The sequence below is a fragment of the Flaviflexus huanghaiensis genome (assembly GCF_014118685.1).
Lineage (GTDB): Bacteria > Actinomycetota > Actinomycetes > Actinomycetales > Actinomycetaceae > Flaviflexus > Flaviflexus huanghaiensis.
Window position 1 is genome coordinate 19,386 of sequence record NZ_JACFAK010000009.1, and the last position, 18,334, is coordinate 37,719.

General features: G+C 61.1%; 17 protein-coding genes and 2 tRNA genes. 6 read left to right on the plus strand and 13 right to left on the minus strand.

The window, feature by feature from the left end:
* Positions 1-113: 113 nt before the first annotated feature.
* The 3 genes from H7E91_RS07800 to H7E91_RS07810 all read right to left on the minus strand — a co-directional run bounded on the left by H7E91_RS07800 (position 114) and on the right by H7E91_RS07810 (position 2,549).
* A tRNA-Val gene (locus tag H7E91_RS07800) sits at positions 114-187 on the minus strand.
* Positions 188-383: 196 nt separating this feature from the next.
* Complete coding sequence (aspA, locus tag H7E91_RS07805; RefSeq protein WP_182354539.1) at positions 384-1,829, minus strand: aspartate ammonia-lyase; 1,446 nt, start codon at positions 1,827-1,829, stop codon at positions 384-386.
* Positions 1,830-2,081: 252 nt separating this feature from the next.
* A complete protein-coding gene (locus H7E91_RS07810; protein ID WP_182354540.1) occupies positions 2,082-2,549 on the minus strand; it encodes a DUF3052 family protein in 468 nt (155 codons plus the stop codon).
* Positions 2,550-2,765: 216 nt separating this feature from the next.
* Between H7E91_RS07810 and aceE the strand changes: the two genes are divergently transcribed.
* The 3 genes from aceE (at position 2,766) to H7E91_RS07825 (ending at position 9,250) form a co-directional block, all read left to right on the plus strand.
* Entirely contained in the window at positions 2,766-5,516 is a 2,751-nt protein-coding gene (gene aceE / locus H7E91_RS07815; protein ID WP_182354541.1) for a pyruvate dehydrogenase (acetyl-transferring), homodimeric type, read from the plus strand.
* Between the two features lie 63 nt (positions 5,517-5,579).
* Positions 5,580-7,331: an ABC transporter ATP-binding protein gene (locus H7E91_RS07820; RefSeq protein WP_182354542.1), complete on the plus strand. Its 1,752-nt coding sequence runs from the start codon at positions 5,580-5,582 to the stop codon at positions 7,329-7,331.
* On the plus strand, positions 7,328-9,250 hold the full coding sequence (locus H7E91_RS07825; RefSeq protein WP_182354543.1) for an ABC transporter ATP-binding protein: 1,923 nt from the start codon (positions 7,328-7,330) through the stop codon (positions 9,248-9,250). The genes H7E91_RS07820 and H7E91_RS07825 overlap by 4 nt, the downstream gene beginning before the upstream one ends.
* Before the next feature lie 53 nt (positions 9,251-9,303).
* On the opposite strand, the gene H7E91_RS07830 is transcribed toward H7E91_RS07825, so the two are convergent.
* Genes H7E91_RS07830 through H7E91_RS07840 form a run of 3 tightly spaced genes read right to left on the minus strand, consistent with a single transcriptional unit; the run spans position 9,304 to position 11,238 of the window.
* Positions 9,304-9,939, minus strand: a complete 636-nt coding sequence (locus tag H7E91_RS07830; RefSeq protein WP_182354544.1) for an HAD hydrolase-like protein — start codon at positions 9,937-9,939, stop codon at positions 9,304-9,306.
* Positions 9,936-10,556: an L-threonylcarbamoyladenylate synthase gene (locus tag H7E91_RS07835; RefSeq protein WP_182354545.1), complete on the minus strand. Its 621-nt coding sequence runs from the start codon at positions 10,554-10,556 to the stop codon at positions 9,936-9,938. The genes H7E91_RS07830 and H7E91_RS07835 overlap by 4 nt, the downstream gene beginning before the upstream one ends.
* Positions 10,557-10,563: 7 nt before the next feature.
* On the minus strand, positions 10,564-11,238 hold the full coding sequence (locus H7E91_RS07840) for a hypothetical protein (protein WP_182354546.1): 675 nt from the start codon (positions 11,236-11,238) through the stop codon (positions 10,564-10,566).
* A gap of 75 nt (positions 11,239-11,313) precedes the next feature.
* Between H7E91_RS07840 and H7E91_RS07845 the strand changes: the two genes are divergently transcribed.
* The gene (locus H7E91_RS07845) at positions 11,314-11,550 is read left to right on the plus strand and encodes an acyl carrier protein (RefSeq protein WP_182354547.1); all 237 of its coding nucleotides are present in this window, start codon (positions 11,314-11,316) and stop codon (positions 11,548-11,550) included.
* 6 nt (positions 11,551-11,556) lie between these two features.
* Here H7E91_RS07845 and H7E91_RS07850 read toward each other — a convergent pair whose 3' ends face one another.
* The 6 genes from H7E91_RS07850 to H7E91_RS07875 form a co-directional block, all read right to left on the minus strand.
* Positions 11,557-12,063 (minus strand): DUF3145 domain-containing protein, encoded by a 507-nt coding sequence (locus H7E91_RS07850; RefSeq protein WP_182354548.1) that lies wholly within the window; start codon positions 12,061-12,063, stop codon positions 11,557-11,559.
* 106 nt (positions 12,064-12,169) lie between these two features.
* Positions 12,170-13,072 (minus strand): TIGR01777 family oxidoreductase, encoded by a 903-nt coding sequence (locus H7E91_RS07855; protein ID WP_182354549.1) that lies wholly within the window; start codon positions 13,070-13,072, stop codon positions 12,170-12,172.
* Complete coding sequence (gene def, locus H7E91_RS07860) at positions 13,069-13,557, minus strand: peptide deformylase (protein WP_182354550.1); 489 nt, start codon at positions 13,555-13,557, stop codon at positions 13,069-13,071. Before def ends, H7E91_RS07855 begins: the two co-directional genes overlap by 4 nt.
* A gap of 119 nt (positions 13,558-13,676) precedes the next feature.
* A tRNA-Asn gene (locus H7E91_RS07865) sits at positions 13,677-13,751 on the minus strand.
* Between the two features lie 82 nt (positions 13,752-13,833).
* The gene (locus H7E91_RS07870) at positions 13,834-14,295 is read right to left on the minus strand and encodes a hypothetical protein (protein WP_182354551.1); all 462 of its coding nucleotides are present in this window, start codon (positions 14,293-14,295) and stop codon (positions 13,834-13,836) included.
* Positions 14,285-14,500, minus strand: coding sequence for a hypothetical protein (locus tag H7E91_RS07875; protein ID WP_182354552.1), 216 nt, complete (start codon positions 14,498-14,500; stop codon positions 14,285-14,287). The genes H7E91_RS07870 and H7E91_RS07875 overlap by 11 nt, the downstream gene beginning before the upstream one ends.
* A 233-nt stretch (positions 14,501-14,733) precedes the next feature.
* Between H7E91_RS07875 and H7E91_RS07880 the strand changes: the two genes are divergently transcribed.
* On the plus strand, positions 14,734-15,174 hold the full coding sequence (locus H7E91_RS07880; protein WP_182354553.1) for an OsmC family peroxiredoxin: 441 nt from the start codon (positions 14,734-14,736) through the stop codon (positions 15,172-15,174).
* 222 nt (positions 15,175-15,396) lie between these two features.
* Positions 15,397-15,990: a class I SAM-dependent DNA methyltransferase gene (locus H7E91_RS07885; RefSeq protein WP_182354554.1), complete on the plus strand. Its 594-nt coding sequence runs from the start codon at positions 15,397-15,399 to the stop codon at positions 15,988-15,990.
* Between the two features lie 12 nt (positions 15,991-16,002).
* On the opposite strand, the gene H7E91_RS07890 is transcribed toward H7E91_RS07885, so the two are convergent.
* A complete protein-coding gene (locus H7E91_RS07890; RefSeq protein ID WP_182354555.1) occupies positions 16,003-18,180 on the minus strand; it encodes an MMPL family transporter in 2,178 nt (725 codons plus the stop codon).
* Between the last annotated feature and the right edge of the window lie 154 nt (positions 18,181-18,334).

Genomic DNA, 18,334 nt, shown 5'->3' on the forward strand with positions numbered 1-18,334 from the left:
CCGCGCCTCCGCTGGCCTCGAGGTCGGCCGACGTTTCACGCAGTCGCCGACCTGGCAGCGGATCGAGACATGGAAAGAGTCGGGATGCGATTACACATCCCGACTCTTCACTGTGGGCCCGGAGGGACTCGAACCCCCGACATCCACGGTGTAAACGTGGCGCTCTAACCAACTGAGCTACAGGCCCCGACCGCATTTCAGGCTCGAAAGAGCTGACGAAATGCAGTGCGGATCGATAAGAGACTTTACACGGCGACGGGAAGTGGAACCAATCCGCGCGGCTTCGACATCGTCACATAGATCCCAAAATCGAGAAGCGGACCGGGGCGTCGTGGGCGGTTGCGGGGGCGGACCGTTATGAAGGTTGCCCTCGCCGCCTGCGACTACCGCTTCTCGGGCAGGCCCTTCTCCCCCGGGGCCCAGATTCTGCCCGTAAAGGTCGGGCGTCTGAACGATTCAGCAGTGAGGACTGCGTCGACCTGATCGGCCGTCATGAGCCCCATCTCCACCACAACCTCCTTAACGGTCATGCCGGTGCGAGCGCATTCCTTACCGACAAGGTCTCCGTTGTGGTGGCCGATGATCGGGTTGAGGTATGTGACAATGCCAATCGAGTTTTCGACATCGCGGCGAGTCCGCTCCCCGTTGGCAGTGATTCCGGTGAGGCAGTGAGTGCGAAGGGTGTCGCACGCATTGCTCAGCAACATGATCGACTCGAATGTCGCCTCTGCGAGGGCAGGCTCCATGACATTGAGCTGAAGCTGCCCCGCCTCGGCCGCCATTGTCACCGTCACATCGTTTCCGATGACCTTGAAGCACACTTGATTGACAACTTCGGGGATGACCGGGTTGACCTTCGCTGGCATGATCGACGATCCCGCCTGCATCTGCGGCAGGTTAATCTCGTTGAACCCGGCCCTCGGCCCCGAGGAGAGGAGCCGCAAGTCATTGGCAATCTTCGAGAGCTTCTGAGCGCCGCGCTTCAGCGAAGAGTGGACGGTCACGTAGTCACCCGTATCGCTCGTCGCCTCGACGAGGTCTGGTGCAGGCGTGAGGTCGAGACCTGTCACGTGAGAGAGCTTTCGGGATACGACCTCGGCATAGTTCTCCGGTGCGTTAAGACCGGTGCCGATCGCAGTTGCCCCGAGGTTGATCGAGAGGAGATAGTTGGCCGCACGGTTCATGACGACGACCTCCTCCTCGAGAGTGGTTGCCCACCCTCCGAACTCTTGGCCGAGCGTCATCGGCACCGCGTCCTGGAGCTGGGTTCTTCCCATTTTCAAGACATCGGAGAACTCTTCGCTCTTCTCACGGAGCACCTCGGCGACGAGCTTGATGCGGGTGATAAGGCGCTTGACGTCGACATAGATCGCGAGCCGTAGGGCCGTCGGGTACACGTCGTTCGTCGACTGGGACTTGTTGACGTCGTCGTTCGGGTTGATGACGTCATATCGGCCCTTCTCGTAGCCGAGCAGTTCGAGCGCAAGGTTAGCGACGACCTCGTTTGTGTTCATATTGACCGAGGTGCCCGCTCCACCCTGGAACAAGTCGATCGGGAACTCATCTATGCAGCGCCCCTTATCCAGGATTTCGTCGCATCCTGCGACGATGGCCTGGGCAATATCGGAGGGCAGCGTCCCGAGTTCCTCGTTCGCCAGCGCTGACGCCTTCTTCACCTGGACGATAGCGCGGACGAAATGCGGCACGTCACGGACGAGCCTGCCCGACATGGGGAAGTTCTCGATGGCGCGGAGCGTATGAATCCCATAGTAGGCGTCGGCGGGAATCTCCCGGGCGCCAAGAAGATCCTGTTCAACACGGTACGACATGGTCGTGTCAGCCTTTCTCTGCTGAAGTGCGCACCCTCATGGGTGATCGCGGGGAATTCTCAAGCCCTGTCATGGCCTCATCCCCTTAAGCCAGCCTCCAGGTTAGGCGACCGTGCCGAGAATACGCGGATCGCCTGCAAACGTCTCGCCCTCGATGACTAGACCATCGACGCGGTCGCGCGTGCTTGGCCCATGGAGCCGCACATGACTGTAGGCGGCCCGGGGGCCGCCTACTTCTCGTTGTTAGCTTGGTCAGCGGCGGGGTCCGCGCGCCGATAGACGCACTCCCGTCCATTCGTTCGACAGCGCAGCCGCCGTCGTTGCTGCGAGGCCGGCGGTCTGGGCCGCCTCTTCGACAACGATGTGCTCGACATATCCGCGCGTGCCCATGGAGGGGATCATGACCCAGATAATTCCAGAGCCGTCGTCAAGATTGGCTCTGGCATCAACGAGAAGATCGGCGAGATCGTCCTCGTCACCGTCGTCGTTGCGCCACCAAATGAGGGTTCCGTCGCAGACGTCCTCGTAATCTTCGTCGACGAGCGCCGTCCCTGTTGCAGCTTCGATCCTGCCTCTCACCGACTCTTCGACATCCTCGTCCCAGCCGAACTCTTGGATCACCTGCCCCGTCTTCAGTCCGAGCTCCACTGATCCGGCTGCAGAACCGGTCCTTTCCTGTGTAGACCGCGAGGGCGCGGTCGCCTTGTTATCCACTCTCATAGTTCACCAAAGATTGACGGAAATTTCCACGTATCGCCGCCATTTCGACCTGATCGCCCACGGCGGGTGAGCAACGGCACCCTACGAGCCAGCCTTTCTCACGGGGTGAACACATCGAAGCGGGACGTTCGGCCCGGAAGGGGGTAGATTTGAGGTACTGGGTTTCCGGCCGCCGACGGCCCGCCCCACCGCGCAATCGCACTGCAAGGAGATGCTGTGAGTTCGAAAGACGATACCTTCCCGCTCATCGATGGCCTGCTCAGCCGCGTGCCTGATCTCGACACCGAAGAGACGCAGGAGTGGCTGGATTCCATCGATGCTCTCATTAAAAGTCGGGGTGGCCCCCGGGCTCGTTACATCCTCCTGTCGATGCTTCGTCGCGCCCGTCAGCGGAATATCCAGGTGCCGACGAGCCTCACGACCCCGTACGTCAACACGATCGCAGTGCAGGACGAGCCCTACTTCCCGGGCGATGAGAAGCTCGAGCGCGAGATCCGGCGCTGGATCCGGTGGAACGCCGCGGTCCAGGTGACCCGAGCCCAGCGCCCCGGCGTCCAGGTCGGCGGTCACATTTCCTCCTACGCCTCCGTGGCGACGCTGTACGAGGTCGGCTTCAACCACTTCTTCCGCGGCAAGAGCCATCCAGGCGGCGGCGACCAGGTGTTCTTCCAGGGACACGCGGCACCAGGCAACTACGCTCGCGCGTTCGTCGAAGGTCGTCTGTCCGAGGACGACATGGACGGATTCCGCCAGGAGCACTCCCGCCCGGCGGGCGGTCGTGGCCTGCCCTCCTATCCGCACCCGCGCCAGATGCCGGACTTCTGGGAGTTCCCGACAGTGTCGATGGGTCTCGGCCCGGCTCAGGCTATCCATCAGGCTTGGTTCAACAAGTACTTGCACGACCGCGGTATCAAGGACACCTCCGAGCAGAGCGTTTGGGCGTTCCTTGGCGATGGTGAGATGGACGAACCGGAGTCGCGCGGCATGCTTCAGCTCGCCGCCCAGCAGGGTCTCGACAACCTGAACTTCGTCATCAACTGCAACCTGCAACGTCTCGACGGCCCGGTCCGCGGTAACGGCAAAATCGTTCAGGAGCTCGAAGCGTTCTTCCGCGGCGCCGGATGGAACGTCATCAAGGTCATTTGGGGCCGTGAATGGGATCCGCTCCTCGAAGCCGACCACGACCGTGCCCTTGTCAACATTATGAACACGACTCTGGACGGCGACTATCAGACGTTCAAGGCGAACGATGGCGCCTTCGTCCGTGAGCATTTCTTCGGGCGCGATCCGCGCACGAAGGCGATGGTGAAGGACTGGTCAGACGAGAGGATCTGGTCCCTCAAGCGCGGTGGTCACGATTACCGCAAGGTCTACGCAGCGTACAAGGCGGCAAGCGAGCACACCGGTCAGCCGACCGTCATTCTCGCCCACACGATCAAGGGCTACCTGCTCGGCACGAACTTCGCGGGCCGCAACGCGACTCACCAGATGAAGAAGCTGAATTCCCAGGATCTCAAGGGTCTGCGCGACTCGCTCAATCTCGACATCGACGATTCGCAGCTCGAAGATCCCTACGGCGCACCGTACTACCGGCCCTCGCCGAACAACGAGGCCTACCAGTACATGCAAGACCGGAGGAAGGAGCTGGGTGGCTACCTGCCACAGCGCCGCCAGTCCTGGAACGGTATCAAGCTACCCGAGGAGAAGCGGTTCGAGATCCTCAAGAAGGGCTCGGGCCAGCAGAAGGTCGCTACGACAATGGCCCTCGTGCGCCTCCTTAAAGAGCTCATGAAGGACAAAGAGTTCGGCAAGCGGGTAGTCCCCATCATTCCCGATGAGGCACGCACCTTCGGTCTCGACGCGATCTTCCCGACAGCGAAGATCTACAACACGCACGGCCAGAAATATACGTCCGTCGACGCAGACCTCCTGCTGTCCTACAAGGAGGCCGAGACCGGCCAGATCCTTCACATGGGCATTAATGAAGCTGGATCCGCAGCAACGCTCGCCACAGTCGGCACCTCTCATGCCGTCCACGGCGAGATGATGATGCCGTTCTACATCTTCTATTCGATGTTCGGCTTCCAGCGCACGGGTGATCAGTTCTGGGCCGCCGGCGATCAGCTCACACGCGGTTTCGTTATCGGCGCCACAGCGGGTCGGACAACGCTTGCGGGTGAGGGCACGCAGCACATGGACGGTCACTCTCCCGTCCTCGGTTCGACCAACCCAGCGATGGTCATTTACGACCCGGCCTACTCTTACGAGATCGGCCACATCGTGAAGGACGGCATCACGCGCATGTACGGGGACGGCTCCGACGGCCGGGACCAGAACGTCATGTACTACCTCACGGTCTACAACGAGCCGATGATCCAGCCGGAAGAGCCGGAGGATGTCGACGTTGACGGCATCATCCGCGGCATCCATAGGATCGCGTCCGCAGACGGCGATGGTCACCGCGTCGGCCTCCTGTCCTCCGGTGTGGGTGTTCCGTGGGCGCTCCACGCAAAGGAGCTGCTCGAGGAGGATTGGGGCGTTAAGGCCTCGGTCTACTCCGTTACCTCCTGGTACGAGCTACGTCGCGATGGTATTGCCGCTGATGAGCACAACTTCCTTCATCCGGAGGAGGAGCGGCACGTTCCGTACGTCACGCAAAAGCTCAAGGACGATGCAGATGTCTTCGTCGCCACGTCTGACTTCGAGCATCAGGTGCAGGATGCGATCCGTCCGTGGGTTCCCGGCACCTATGCGACCCTGGGCGCGGACGGCTTCGGCTACTCCGACACTCGCGCAGCTGCGCGCCGCCAGTTCAAGATCGACGCCCACTCCATGGTCGTCCGGGCGCTGTCGACGCTCGCCGACCTCGGCCGGATCGATCGGTCGACCGTGTCTGACGCGATCCAAAAGTACGATCTGTTCAACGTCAATGCAGGGCAGTCCGGCGAAGCCGGCGGCGATGCATAAACCCTGACAGATGACGAGGCGCCATGGTTGAACCATGGCGCCTCCACTCATGAAGAGAGAAGAATGCTCCTCCACCTGACGTGGGACTACTTACGCCGCAGGAAGGTCAGGATCGCGGCCGTGATCGTCCTCCAGCTCATTCAGTCGATCGCCTCGCTCTGGCTGCCGGCGCTCAACGCCGCCATCATCAACGACGGTGTGCTGAAGGCCGATATCCCGGTCATTTGGCAGCTCGGCGCTGTCATGCTCGGCGTGACCGTTCTCCAAGTGTTCGCCATCTCCTCCGCAATCTACTTCGGTGCGGAATTGGCGATGGGTCTCGGGCACCATCTGCGGTCCGAGGTGTTCGAGAAGGTTCAGGCGTTCGGCCGAGCTGAACTCCACCGCTTTGGCCCGGCCTCCCTCATCACCCGCTCAACAAATGACGTGAGCCAGGTTCAGATGGTCGTCCACATGACGTTCACGATCATCGTCATGGCTCCCATTATGGGCATCGGTGGAATCATCATGGCGGCCGCTCAGGACGTCGCCCTGTCCGGGCTGTTCGTCATCATCGTCCCGGTTCTCGGCCTCTTCACGTTCTCGATGATTGTGCGCCTCGGCCCGCTTTACGAAGTTCAGCAGAAGCGTGTCGATACGATTAACCGCCTCTTGCGAGAACAGCTGACCGGCGTCCGTGTCATCCGAGCCTTCTTGCGCCAGCAGGCGCAGAAGCTGAGATTCCAGAAAGCGAACAACGAGATGCGGGAGGTCTGGCTCAAGATCGGTACGACGTGGGCGTTCATGATGCCAGTCATCCAAATGATTGTCGGTCTGTCATCGGTGGCGATCGTCTGGTTCGGCGGCCACCGTATCGAAGACGGCGGCATGGAAGTCGGCTCCCTCATCGCCTTCATCAACTACCTCATGCAGATCCTCATGGCGATCATGATGTCAGCCATGATGTTCATGATGGTGCCGCGTGCGCGCGTGTCGGCGAACCGAATCGGAGCCGTCCTCGGTACCGATGTCGCGATCGTTGCGCCTACCGAGCCCGCGTCCCTGCCACCGTCTCCTGCCGAGTTTCGGCTGGAATCGGCGACGGTCCAATATGACGATGCCGACCGTCCAGTGCTCGACTCGATCGACATCCGGTTCCCGCCGGGTTCGACAACTGCACTCGTCGGTGGGACCGGCTCCGGAAAGACGACCCTCGCCCACCTCCTGTCCCGCATGGTCGACCCGGCCTCCGGGACGGTCATACTCGGCGGGATCGACGTTCGCGGCTTTGACCCGGCGGAGCTCCGGACCCGGATCGCGCTGGTCCCGCAGAAGGCGTACCTGTTCGCGGGCACCATCGCAACGACGGTCAGTGGGCAGCGGCGAGCGACCGAGTTCGATGACGCGCGGATATGGAAGGCGCTCGATGCCGCCCAGGCGACGGAGTTCGTGACGAAACTCGACGATGGCCTCGAGTCGCGGATTGACCCAGGTGGGCGGAACCTCTCGGGTGGCCAGCGGCAGAGGCTGACTATTGCGCGCGCCCTGTATCGGGCGATGGCGGGCGACGTCGATCTCGTCATTTTCGATGACTCCTTCTCAGCCCTCGATTTCGCGACCGACCAGAGATTGCGGCACGCGCTACCTGACGCCATTCCGGGTGTCGCTGTCCTCATTGTGGCCCAGCGCATCTCCACGATCCGCCACGCCGATCAGATCGTCGTCCTCGACGGCGGGCAGGATGTCGGTCAGGGAACCCACGACGAACTCATGGAGTCCTGCCCGACCTACCGCGAGATCGTCGCATCCCAGCTATCCGCAGAGGAGGCAGCATGAGTCCCCACCATGGCGCGCGCGCCATCGAGAAGTCAGAGGACTTCAAGGGCACAATGAAGCGTCTTCTCGGCATGCTCCGCCCTGCCAAGATGAAGATTCTTCTCATCATCATCCTTACGGCGGTGGCCGTCGTCCTTCAGGTGGCGGGTCCCGCTCTGCTGGGCAGAGCCACCGACGTCATCTACACCGGTGTCCTTGGACGGGTGCTCAACGATCTACCGCGGGGGCTGACGACCGAGCAGACAGTCCAACTTCTCGAGGATCAGGGCCGGAACGAGCTCGCCAACATGGTCGGACGCGCGGACGTCACGCCGAGCACCGGCATCGACTTCGCGGCCCTCGCCCAGATCCTTCTCATCATCGCGGTCATCTATGTTGTCGCCGCGGTATTCCAGTTCATTGCCGGGTGGGTTATTCGCATCATCGTCCAGAATCTCGGCTGGGAGCTACGGGAGAAGGCTCAGGCGAAAATCGATCGCCTGCCGCTGTCGTACATCGACCGCCGTTCACGTGGCGATCTCCTGTCGCGGGTGACGAACGACGTTGACAACATCACGCAGACGCTCATGCAGACGATGAACTCGATCTTCCAGAACCTGCTGACGATCATTGGCATCGTCGCGATGATGTTCATCATTTCGTGGCAGCTCGCTCTCCTCACATTCCTTGTTTTGCCAGCCGGCGTCTGGCTCGCGACTCGGGTCATGAAGAAGGCGCAGCCTCACTTCAGAGACCAATGGAAGCTCACCGGTGAGGTGTCCGGAACCGTGGAGGAAGCATTCACCGGCCACGAGGTCGTCACCGCCTTCGGTCTGGAGGAGGTCTTCACCGAGGAGTTCGACGAGCGCAACGAGAAGCTTCGGCATGCGTCGTTCATGGCTCAATTCATCTCGGGCCTCATGCAGCCGGCCATGAACCTCGTCTCCAACCTCGGCTACGTTATCGTCGCCGTTGTCGGCGGCATCCAGGTCGCGTCTGGCACGATCACGCTCGGCGCGGTCCAGGCCTTTGTTCAGTACTCGAGGCAGTTCACGCAGCCGCTCGGGCAGCTCGCCTCCATGGCGAACCTCCTCCAGTCGGGTGCGGCGAGCGCAGAGCGCATCTTCTCCTATCTCGACGCGCAGGAGCTGGAGCCGGATGCCGATGGAAGCCTGCCCACCCCCACTCGCGGCGAGGTCGAATTCCGCGATGTGCGCTTCTCCTACGAAGAGAACACTCCTGTCATCACCGGCCTTTCGCTCCATGCGAAACCGGGCCAGACGGTCGCCATCGTCGGTCCCACGGGTGCGGGAAAGACGACACTCGTCAACCTCCTCCTGCGGTTCTACGAAATTGATTCCGGCCACATCTTCGTCGACGGTGTCGACATCTCGACGATTTCGAAGCAGGAGTTGCGGGCCAACATGGGCATGGTCCTGCAGGATACGTGGCTGTTCGAAGGCACGATTGCCGAGAACATTGCGTTCGCGAAAGATGATGCGTCGGACGAGCAGATCTTAGCGGCCGCGAAGGCAGCGTCCGTCGATCGGCTTGCGAGCCAGCTTCCCAAGGGACTCGACACGGTTGTGGATGACGAAGGGGAGATGATCTCGGTCGGCGAGAAACAGCTCGTGACGATCGCCCGCGCCTATCTCGCAGATCCTGACATCCTCATCCTTGACGAGGCGACGTCATCTGTCGATACGCGAACAGAAATGCTCGTCCAGGAGGCCATGTCCAACCTCAAGACCGGCCGCACGTCATTCGTCATCGCGCACCGCCTGTCGACGATCCGCGACGCGGACCTCATCGTCGTCATGGAAGATGGTGACGTCGTTGAACAGGGCACCCACGATGAGCTCATCGATCAGGGGGGCGCTTACGCGCGCCTGTACCAGGCCCAGTTCGAGAACCGCGAGTCGATCGACCCGCAGCGTTAGGCGCTTTCGAGGTCAACGGTGTGTGGCCCGCGGTCATCCGCGGGCCACCTCCGTCATACGCTGAGCAGGATCTCTTCGAGCTCCTGAGGGGTGGCGGCTGATCGCCACGCCATCTCATGTTCGTCGGGAGTGCCTGCGCCCCAACCGACGAGCACAGTTCTCAGTCCGTTGCTCGCGGCTCCCTCAATGTCGTACACCCTGTCCCCCACCATAATGATCTCCCCGTCGACGGGGCCGAGGCGGCGGACTGCTTCAGCGACGATTCCCTCTTTGTCCGAGCGCAGACCGTCCTCGCTACCCCCACACACTGCGGTGAACGTGTCGAGAAGACCATACTTGTCGAGAATGAGGCGGGCACCGGATTCCTTCTTCGACGTTGCGACGGCAACGGGAACTCGTTCGGACAGGTTCCGGATGACGGATTCCACCCCGTCGAAAAGCGGCGAGTCGAGCATGAGGGCGTTGTAGTGGGAACGATAGAAGTCGATGTAGTACGGAACATCCTTCTCGTCGGCGCCAAGGTCCATCATCGTCCACGGCAGTGGCGGTCCTACATATTTCAGTAATTCGTCTGGTTCATAGTCCCGCCCCGAGATTTCCTTCGCGGTCAGTGCGAAAAGAGAGGTGACGATCGGTGCGGAGTTAAGAACTGTGCCATCAAGGTCGAAAAGAACACCTCCCAGGCTCACTCGAACATCTCCGTGCTACCCGCACCAGCGCGAGCGACATCGGCGAAGCCTTCGGACATGTCGACAACCGTCGTCGCGCCCTCCGTGCCGACAGGGCCCTCGATAACGACATCGAGCGCGTGGCCAAGTGTCTCGTTCACGTCCCACCCGTCCGTCATCGGATCTTCCTCATCCGGGAGGATGAGGGTCGAGGAAAGCACTGGTTCGCCAAGTTCAGCGACAAGAGCCTGGGTGATCGCGTGGTCCGGGATCCTCACGCCGACCGTGTTCTTCTTCGGGTGGAGTGTCATCCGAGGCACTTCCTTCGTGGCCTTGAGGATAAACGTGTATGGGCCGGGCGTGAGCTGTTTGATCAAGCGGAACTGGGCGTTGCCGACGATGACGAACTGTCCCAGCTGGGCGAAATCAGAGCACAGCATCGTGAAATGGTGCTTGTCGCTGACACGGCGGATCGCCCGGATACGATCGAGTCCTTCCTTGTTACCGAGGCTGCACCCGATCGCGTAGCCGGAGTCGGTCGGGAAGGCGATAACCTCCCCCGACCGGAGCCGGTCGGCGACCATACCGACGAGCCTCGACTGCGGGTTCTCAGGATGGATTTCTACGTAACGTGCCACGTTCTACTCAACTCTCTCGCTGTTCGCGCTCCCTGTACTTCTCAGCGGCCTTCTCTTCCGCTTTCGTGATGCAGACGTGGAGGTATGCGAGGCGATCTTCGTGCTCACCCGGTACTCTATGCTCGTTCAGCGTCTCGAAGTACTTGCGTGCGACCTCGGGCTTTTCGGCGTCCACTGCGGCCATGATGATTTGCTCTCCAGCAGCGAACTTGTGTTCAGCCGGATCCCAGTGGGCGATGCCGAGGGAGATGCCAGCATCTGCGTAACCAGCGGTGCGAAGAATCTTAATCGCCTCACCAAGAGCCCGGCCGGTCGTATCCCGATCGATTGCGGTGTTGAGCCGCCTCTTTGCACCCTCGATATCGGAATCGACGGAGAGCCGAGCGAGCTCGATAAGCGGGTACCAGGAATTCGGTCGGCCGCTCAGCTCCTCAGCGAGCGACCACATCGCGAGATTCGCCTGGTCCGCATGATGGTCAGTGTCGGCAGTAAGGGGGTCTTCCACCTCAGAGGCTTTCACGGCCTGCTCGACGATCTCAGCCAGGCTCTGGAAGGCGGCGATGTCGTTTGGGTCCTGATAGAGGGTCTCCCGAAGCTCGATGCCCCGCGCCACGCGGTCAGCCTCTGCGTCGGTAGCACCGCTAACCTGCATGAGCTGCTTGAGAATATCGAGAAATGCCATGTGACCAGGATACCTAACAGCCACACGCATGGGGCGGTCAGCGCAGTCTCTCCGCGCTCAGGGTAATAATGGAGTATGCACATTGATACTGTTCGGGAGATTCTTCAGGGTCTTGCACCCGAGATCAGCCCCGACGAGGTGACGACCGACGCCGACTTTGTCGACGATCTGCGGCTCGATCCCCTCACCCGCTACGCACTAGCATTCAGCCTTGAGCGAGCTCTCAAGATCCAGATCCCCGACGAGAGGATCAAACACGCTCGGACGGTCGCCGATCTTCTCACCGACCCTGGCGACCAACCTGGAAATTAAGCGCAGTCAGCCAACTCGATGGAGCCAGCGCACAGGCGCACCGGCACCCGCGTAGCGGAACGGCTCCAGCTCGTCGTCCCAAGCTTGGCCAAGCGCGAGGTCAAGTAGACGCCTCATCTCGCCGGCATCCGTATCCGCATGTTCCAGAGCGGCACGAATCCTATTCTCTGGCACGACAACATTGCCAACAAGGTCCGTCTGAGCGTAAAAGATCCCCAACTCGGGAGTATGTGACCAGCGGCCGCCCTCGCTTTGCGGAGTCGCATCTTCGGTGATTTCGTAACGCAGATGCTCCCAGCCGTTAAGCGAGGAGGCGAGCATCGCTCCCATCCCAATCTCGCCGGTCCACGAGTACTCACCTCGGTGATACATCGGGTTCGCGGGCTGATCGATCCACTCGATTGACACCTGATACCCGAGCACACCAGAAAGCGCCCACTCCACATGCGGTTCGAGGGCGGGCGTAACAGAGTGTATAAAGATAACGCCACGAGCGGCGCGATGTGCTGTCATCGGAACCTCCTTAGGTGAGATTCCCCGTCACACCCAATCCGGCTCCGATAGTCATCACTGTGCCACAATTCCGTTTTCCGCGCCACAGGCCGCGGCCAGCGTTCCCCTACGGGCGGGGCAACGCTTGGTCGAAGATCTCCTCCGTCGTTCGCGCGGTGAAGTCAAAACCGGTCGACTCTAGCCGAGCCGGATAAGCGTTCTGGGAGGCGAGTGCAGCCTGTTCGGCGAAATCACCCAACGCAAGCTTCATCGCAAAGCTGGGCACGGTGAGGAACGCCGGGCGGTTCATGTGCTCCGCGAGAAGCTTATTCCAGTCTCGGTTTCTCACAGGGTGCGGCCCCGTGAGGTTCACCGGTCCCTCGACACGATTCTTCAGGATGTGAAGCACCGCGCGGACGTGGTCGGTGAGCGAAATCGTTGACATGTACTGGTTACCATCGCCAAGTTTCGTGCCAAGACCGAACTTATAGGCGTGCTTGAGGAGACCGAGCATGCCGCCCGATCCGTCCATGACCAACCCCGTCCGCAAAGCCGAGTGGGTTATACCCAGACTCGTAGCCCTCGCACCTGCCTCCTCCCATGCGACGCACACTCGCGCAAGGAAATCATCGCCGGGCTCAGAGGCTTCAGTGAGGAGCTCATCGCCCCTATCCGCGCCGTAATAGCCGACAGCGGATCCAGTCACGAAGTGTTTGGGCCTCTCATCTTCGGGCAGTCGCTCAAACGCGTCTGTGAACGTGCGTACGGATGTGACCCGCGATCGCAGGAGGACCTCCTTGTACGATGACGTCCACAATTTCGAGAATAGGCCGGCTCCGTTGAGGCAGACGACGGCGTCAACTCCAGCGAGCTGCCGGTGATCGACATCGCCCCGGCTCGGGTCAAAGAGGATCTCCCCTGGTCCGGGCCCCGAACGGACGGCGCGAACGACGTGCATGCCGTCCGCCTCGGCCGCCTTGACGAGTGCTGTGCCGATGAAACCGGAAGATCCGGAGATGACAATGTTCATAAGTCTCGTATCGCTTTCAACGCTTTTTTGCGGACCGCTCGGTCGAGACGGTCAATGTAGAGATGACCGTCAAGGTGATCTATTTCGTGCTGGATGAGGCGAGCCGTGATCTCCTCACCTTCGAGGACGACCTCATTGCCGTCCAGGTCGACGCCGACGGCCTTTGCGTACCAGGCACGGCGGGTCGGGAAGAAGTGGCCGGGAATCGACAGGCAACCCTCGTCATCGTCCTGATACTCATCCTCAGAAAGGTCGACGATCTTGGGGTTGAGAATATAGCCAACGCCTATGTCCTCGAGGTTCCAGGAGAACGCCCGTAGTGAGACGCCGATCTGGTTAGCGGACAGACCTGCTCGGCCCTCTTCGTCGACTGTGTCAAGGAGATCGTCCACGAGCGATCTGACCTGAGGTGTGATTGCCGTGATCTCGTCGCATGCGGTGCGCAGGACAGGATCGCCAATCACTCGAATTTCACGGTATGCCATGGGCTCATTATTCCACAGGCTCGCGACCGGGCAGAGCCGTCCGGTTAGGCGGGCGACGACCGGACACGGGGGAACGCGTAACAAGTGAGAAGGCCCCGAACCCATGGGGTCGAGGCCTGTGGCTCCCGCAGTTGGATTCGAACCAACAACCCTTCGATTAACAGTCGAATGCTCTGCCGTTGAGCTATGCGGGATTGCAACACAGTGACTTTAGCAAGTCCGCGCGAGTACTTTCAAACCCCGTGCGATCTTTTCCCGAAACTGTGCGAAAGGGCACTAGGTCAGCGGCATTCCGACCGCTTCTCGTACCGAGCTTTCCAGTTCGAGTACAAAGGTTTCAAGCTCGTTTCGGTCCACATCGTCGACATTGAAGCCGAGCGACTGGGTAAACATTGTCCCATCGGGGTTCCGCCTGACGAAAACCCTCACCCATCCAGCATCACCCACCGCTGCCGTCTCCTGGTAGACGATCGACGACTCAATGCGGTCAGAGAGGACGAGACCAATGCTGAGATCCGATTCCTTCGGGAACTGGAGGTAGAGATCGTCGACATCGTCCGAGATCGCCTGCGCGGTGAAAAGGCCTCCCTCCCCATCCCACGTGCCAGAGGCGTAGTTGACCCACGCCCACTCAGCTACCTTCGCATCTCCGTCGAGAATCCAGCCGAAATTCTTCGTCACGACGAGCGAGTGACCGTTATCCAACGTGCTCTGCCACAGCGTCCGCTCACGCTTCATACTCAACCACTTTCACAATCGCCGTCGCGGGCGACTCGGGTGCGCCCTCGTCGTCGGAGACCCAGCCTTTGACCGTTCGTCCCGCAATGAACGCGATGACGAGCATAAAGAGGCCAGCGATGGCGAATAGCAGGAATTGTCTGCGTTGCCTTCGTATTGCCTCCTGCTCGTCCAGCGGAGGCGGAACCTCAATGTTGTCGTCCACTCGATCTCCTCGCCCTCAATGTGCGCCACCCAGTCTACTCGGTCGGAGGTAAACGCAGATAGCGGTGTCACCTCTCGTCCCAGATCGCATCCGGCGAACTCCCTCAGCGGCGGCTGGTAGAAGGCTGACTGCCGTGACGACTGCCATTGACCCGGAGGTAGGTCGGTCGAAGAATGGAGACCCTGCCACCAACGAAGCTTCAGGAAAAGAAGCTCGAGGAAAAGGAGCACACCATGGCAATTGCAACTCGCACGGCGACAGCTGTTTGGGAAGGGGATCTCCCCACCGGCAAGGGCACACTAATGAACACGAGTTCTGGTGTTCTCGACGACGAGGTCGTCACCTGGGCCTCACGCACGAAGGCTCCCGGAGGCAAGACAAGCCCCGAAGAGCTCCTCGCCGCGGCCCACGCCTCCTGTTTCGCGATGGCATTCAACCTCCGCGTGAGCGAAGACGGCGTCACCCCATCATCTCTCGAGGTCTCCGCCGAGGTGGAGCTTGACGAAGTCGGCGGAGAGCCGACAATCACATCGTCCGCGATCACCCTCCGCGCCCGAATCGACGGCATCGAACAGGATGCCTTCAAAGCCGCAGTTGATGACGCATCGCGCGGCTGCCCGGTCTCTCGACTCTTCGCCTCCGCAGACATCACTGTCGACGCCGAACTGATCTGACCCTCCCGGGAAGCTATCCGTCATCGCAGCGGTCGTTGGACCGCCGCCAAGACTAGCTGTGAGCCGCCTGCGGGCGGCTCACAGTCCTGTGCGGCGTAGGTGCGAGATCGCGACGAACGGCCGGCTTGACAGGTGGGCGCACACGGAATGCGCCAACGACAGCCACTCGCTACGTCCTCACGAACTCGACAACGGATCGGGCAAGGGCAGATACTTGGGCCCATGAGCACCCCTGAGACCAACGTCTGGGCGGCCGTCACGGCACGCAACCCCGAACATTCCGCCAACTATGCCGAGCGATGGCGGAACCTCGAGCGGATGGGGCGCGACATCCACGGCGAAGCTCGGCTCGTTGACGCCATGGTGGATCGGGGTGCGGCAATTCTCGATGCTGGGTGCGGGACTGGCCGAGTCGGCGGGAATCTCGCAGGCCGCGGCCACCGTGTCGTTGGCGTCGACCTCGACCCTTACCTCATCGAGGTCGCGCGTGCCGACCATCCCCTCGCCGAGTGGCATGTCGGTAACTTGGCCGATTTCACGCTCGCGAGTCAGACGTTTGATCACATCGTCTCAGCTGGGAACGTCATGACGTTCCTCGCAGGCAACGAACGGATCCCCGCCCTTCGCCGTCTCGGCGATCACCTCGCTCCTGGCGGCCGGATGACAATTGGGTTCGGGTCTGGCCGCGGCTATGAGTTCGACGACTTCGAAGACGACCTGTCGGGCGCTGGCCTTGCCATGCAATCGCGATACTCCAGCTGGCAACTCGACCCGCCAAACGACAACTTCCTCATCGCCGTTATCACCGCCCGGTGACGGCGCCTGCGGCTACGAGCTAATCGTCGCGGGCACCTGCTCGTCCTTTTCGCGCTCGACCATGGGGGCTTGCCAGGGCCACCAGACCCGGTTGCCAATGTCGTGGATGAGACCCGGGACGAGGAGGGTACGGACGACGAAGGTATCGATGAGGATACCGAGCGAAACAATGATCGCGAGTTGAATCATGAAGAGTAGCGGGATGACCATGAGAGCGGCGAAGGTTGCCGCTAGGACGATGCCAGCCGACGTGATGACACCACCGGTTAGCGCCACTCCCTTGATGACACCCTGGCGCGTGCCCCGCTTGAGCGCCTCTTCCCGTGTCCTCGTCATGAGGAAGATCGTGTAGTCGATCGACAGGGCGACGAGGAAGATGAAGGCGTAAAGCGGTACGGACGAATCCGAGCCCGGCCATCCCAGCACGTGGTTGAACAGAATAGCGGCCAACCCTATCGTCGCACCGAACGACAGCACGTTGGCGGCGAGGACGAGAGCTGGTGCCGCAATAGAGCGGAGCAGAACCATGAGCATGAGTCCGACAACAAGGAGGGTTGCGGGAATGACCTTGACGAGGTCAGATATCCCAGTGCGCTGAGTATCGAGACGCGTCGCGGCGTCGCCGCCGACCTGTGCCCCAGTCCCCTCAAGTGCATCGCGGATGTCTCCGACCGTCTCCTGAGCCGCGAGCTCCTCCGATGGTGCGGCGGTCATTGCGGTGATGAGAACCTCACCGTTTCGAACAATCGGTCCCTCGTCGTCGCTTGTCACGTCGGCGGAAACGACGCCGTCAACCCCCTGAACCGCGGCGACAACCGCGTCGGCCGACTCCTCGGGGGCGAGGATATTAACGGGCTGAGCCCCGGCTGTCTGCGGGAAGATCTCGTACAGCGTGTCGAGCCCCGCCTCGGCCTCGGTCTCGCCGACGATCGTATCCGCCACCGACAGACCCTTCGCCTCGAAAGTCGGGACGAACGCAACGAAAGCGAGCAGTACGACGGAGGTCGTGATCCACACTCGACGATCGTTGCGGGCGACAAACCTGGCGGAACGCGCCCACCAGCCGCTGTCAACGCTCGCCTCATACGTGTCGCCGCTACTCGGGCTACCAACCTTGGCGGGCCAGAAGATTTTGCGTGCGCGCTTGCCCGGCAGAAGCAAGAGCGCCGGAAGGAGCGTCATTGCAGCAAGGACGCAAAAGACGATACCGATGACGGCAACGGGGCCGAGGGAGGTCGTCACACGCAGATCCGACAGCAGAAGGCACAGCAGTCCGGCCGACACGGTCGCGGCTGATGCGATGACTGGCTCCCATGTCGCGGCGATCGCCTTCTTCATCGCGTCGAAGGGAGATTCGTTCAACCCAAGCTCTTCGCGATAGCGGGCGATGATGAGCAGACAGTAGTCGGTAGTGGCGCCGATGACGAGGATCGAGAGAATGCCCTGCGTCTGGGCGGACAGAAGAACAACCTCGGCTTTGGCGAGGTAATACACGACAAGCCCCGCCCCGCTGAGAGCGAAGACCGCTGTTAAGAGAACGAGAATCGGTAGGACGATCGAACGATAGACGATGATGAGGATGACGAAGACGAGGGCGACCGCGACGAGCAACAGGAAGAGGTCGATCCCGGCGAAGGCGTTGCTCAGATCCGCGACAAGGGCTGCCGGGCCGGTCGTCGATGTCTCGAGGTTGCCTAGCTCATTGGCTGCGTCGGACGCGTAGGCTCTGATCGCCTCAATTGTCGTTACCTGTATCTGATCACCGGACTCGTCGAAGTCCTTGAGTTGAGTGGCGTCGAGCTCAATAGGCCACATGCCAGCCGACCCGTTCTCGGCGGGGACGAACGCTGACACGGGAGTTTCAAGATAATCCCCCAACACCGTCCCGTCCGCCATCGGCGCCTGGGCAATATTCTGCGCCCGCTCGTTAAGTCCAACGATCTGTTCCTGCGTCAGCGCCGATCCGTCTGCTGTCTCGAAAACGACAAACGCGGGTAGCGACTGGGAATCTTTGAATGAGCCGACACGCTCGGACACAACAGTCGATTCGGCCGACTCGGGCAGATAAAGCGCCTGATCATTTTCCTGAACCGAGGATAGCTGGCCCTGGGCCTGCCCACCGATGGCTCCAACTGCGAGCCACACGAGGAGAATGATGATGCGTACAAAGGTATATGTCGTCCGGTTCACGGTTATGCCTTTCGATACAGTCTCGTCAAGCGTAGTCCGTCTCAACGCATATGACCGCGACGTTCCATGACGACTGGGTGATGCCTGGCAACACGATGACGTTTCCGGAGACAATCATGCCGCACACCTCGCGCGAGGAATCGGCTGGGCAACT

What these genes read in the sequence shown, in the direction of transcription:
- aspA (WP_182354539.1), bottom strand. Translation starts at nt 1,829, where the DNA reads ATGTCGTACCGTGTTGAACAGGATCTTCTTGGCGCCCGGGAGATTCCC.
- H7E91_RS07810 (WP_182354540.1), bottom strand. Translation starts at nt 2,549, where the DNA reads ATGAGAGTGGATAACAAGGCGACCGCGCCCTCGCGGTCTACACAGGAA.
- H7E91_RS07820 (WP_182354542.1), top strand. Translation starts at nt 5,580, where the DNA reads ATGCTCCTCCACCTGACGTGGGACTACTTACGCCGCAGGAAGGTCAGG.
- H7E91_RS07825 (WP_182354543.1), top strand. Translation starts at nt 7,328, where the DNA reads ATGAGTCCCCACCATGGCGCGCGCGCCATCGAGAAGTCAGAGGACTTC.
- H7E91_RS07840 (WP_182354546.1), bottom strand. Translation starts at nt 11,238, where the DNA reads ATGGCATTTCTCGATATTCTCAAGCAGCTCATGCAGGTTAGCGGTGCT.
- H7E91_RS07845 (WP_182354547.1), top strand. Translation starts at nt 11,314, where the DNA reads ATGCACATTGATACTGTTCGGGAGATTCTTCAGGGTCTTGCACCCGAG.
- H7E91_RS07850 (WP_182354548.1), bottom strand. Translation starts at nt 12,063, where the DNA reads ATGACAGCACATCGCGCCGCTCGTGGCGTTATCTTTATACACTCTGTT.
- H7E91_RS07855 (WP_182354549.1), bottom strand. Translation starts at nt 13,072, where the DNA reads ATGAACATTGTCATCTCCGGATCTTCCGGTTTCATCGGCACAGCACTC.
- def (WP_182354550.1), bottom strand. Translation starts at nt 13,557, where the DNA reads ATGGCATACCGTGAAATTCGAGTGATTGGCGATCCTGTCCTGCGCACC.
- H7E91_RS07870 (WP_182354551.1), bottom strand. Translation starts at nt 14,295, where the DNA reads ATGAAGCGTGAGCGGACGCTGTGGCAGAGCACGTTGGATAACGGTCAC.
- H7E91_RS07880 (WP_182354553.1), top strand. Translation starts at nt 14,734, where the DNA reads ATGGCAATTGCAACTCGCACGGCGACAGCTGTTTGGGAAGGGGATCTC.
- H7E91_RS07885 (WP_182354554.1), top strand. Translation starts at nt 15,397, where the DNA reads ATGAGCACCCCTGAGACCAACGTCTGGGCGGCCGTCACGGCACGCAAC.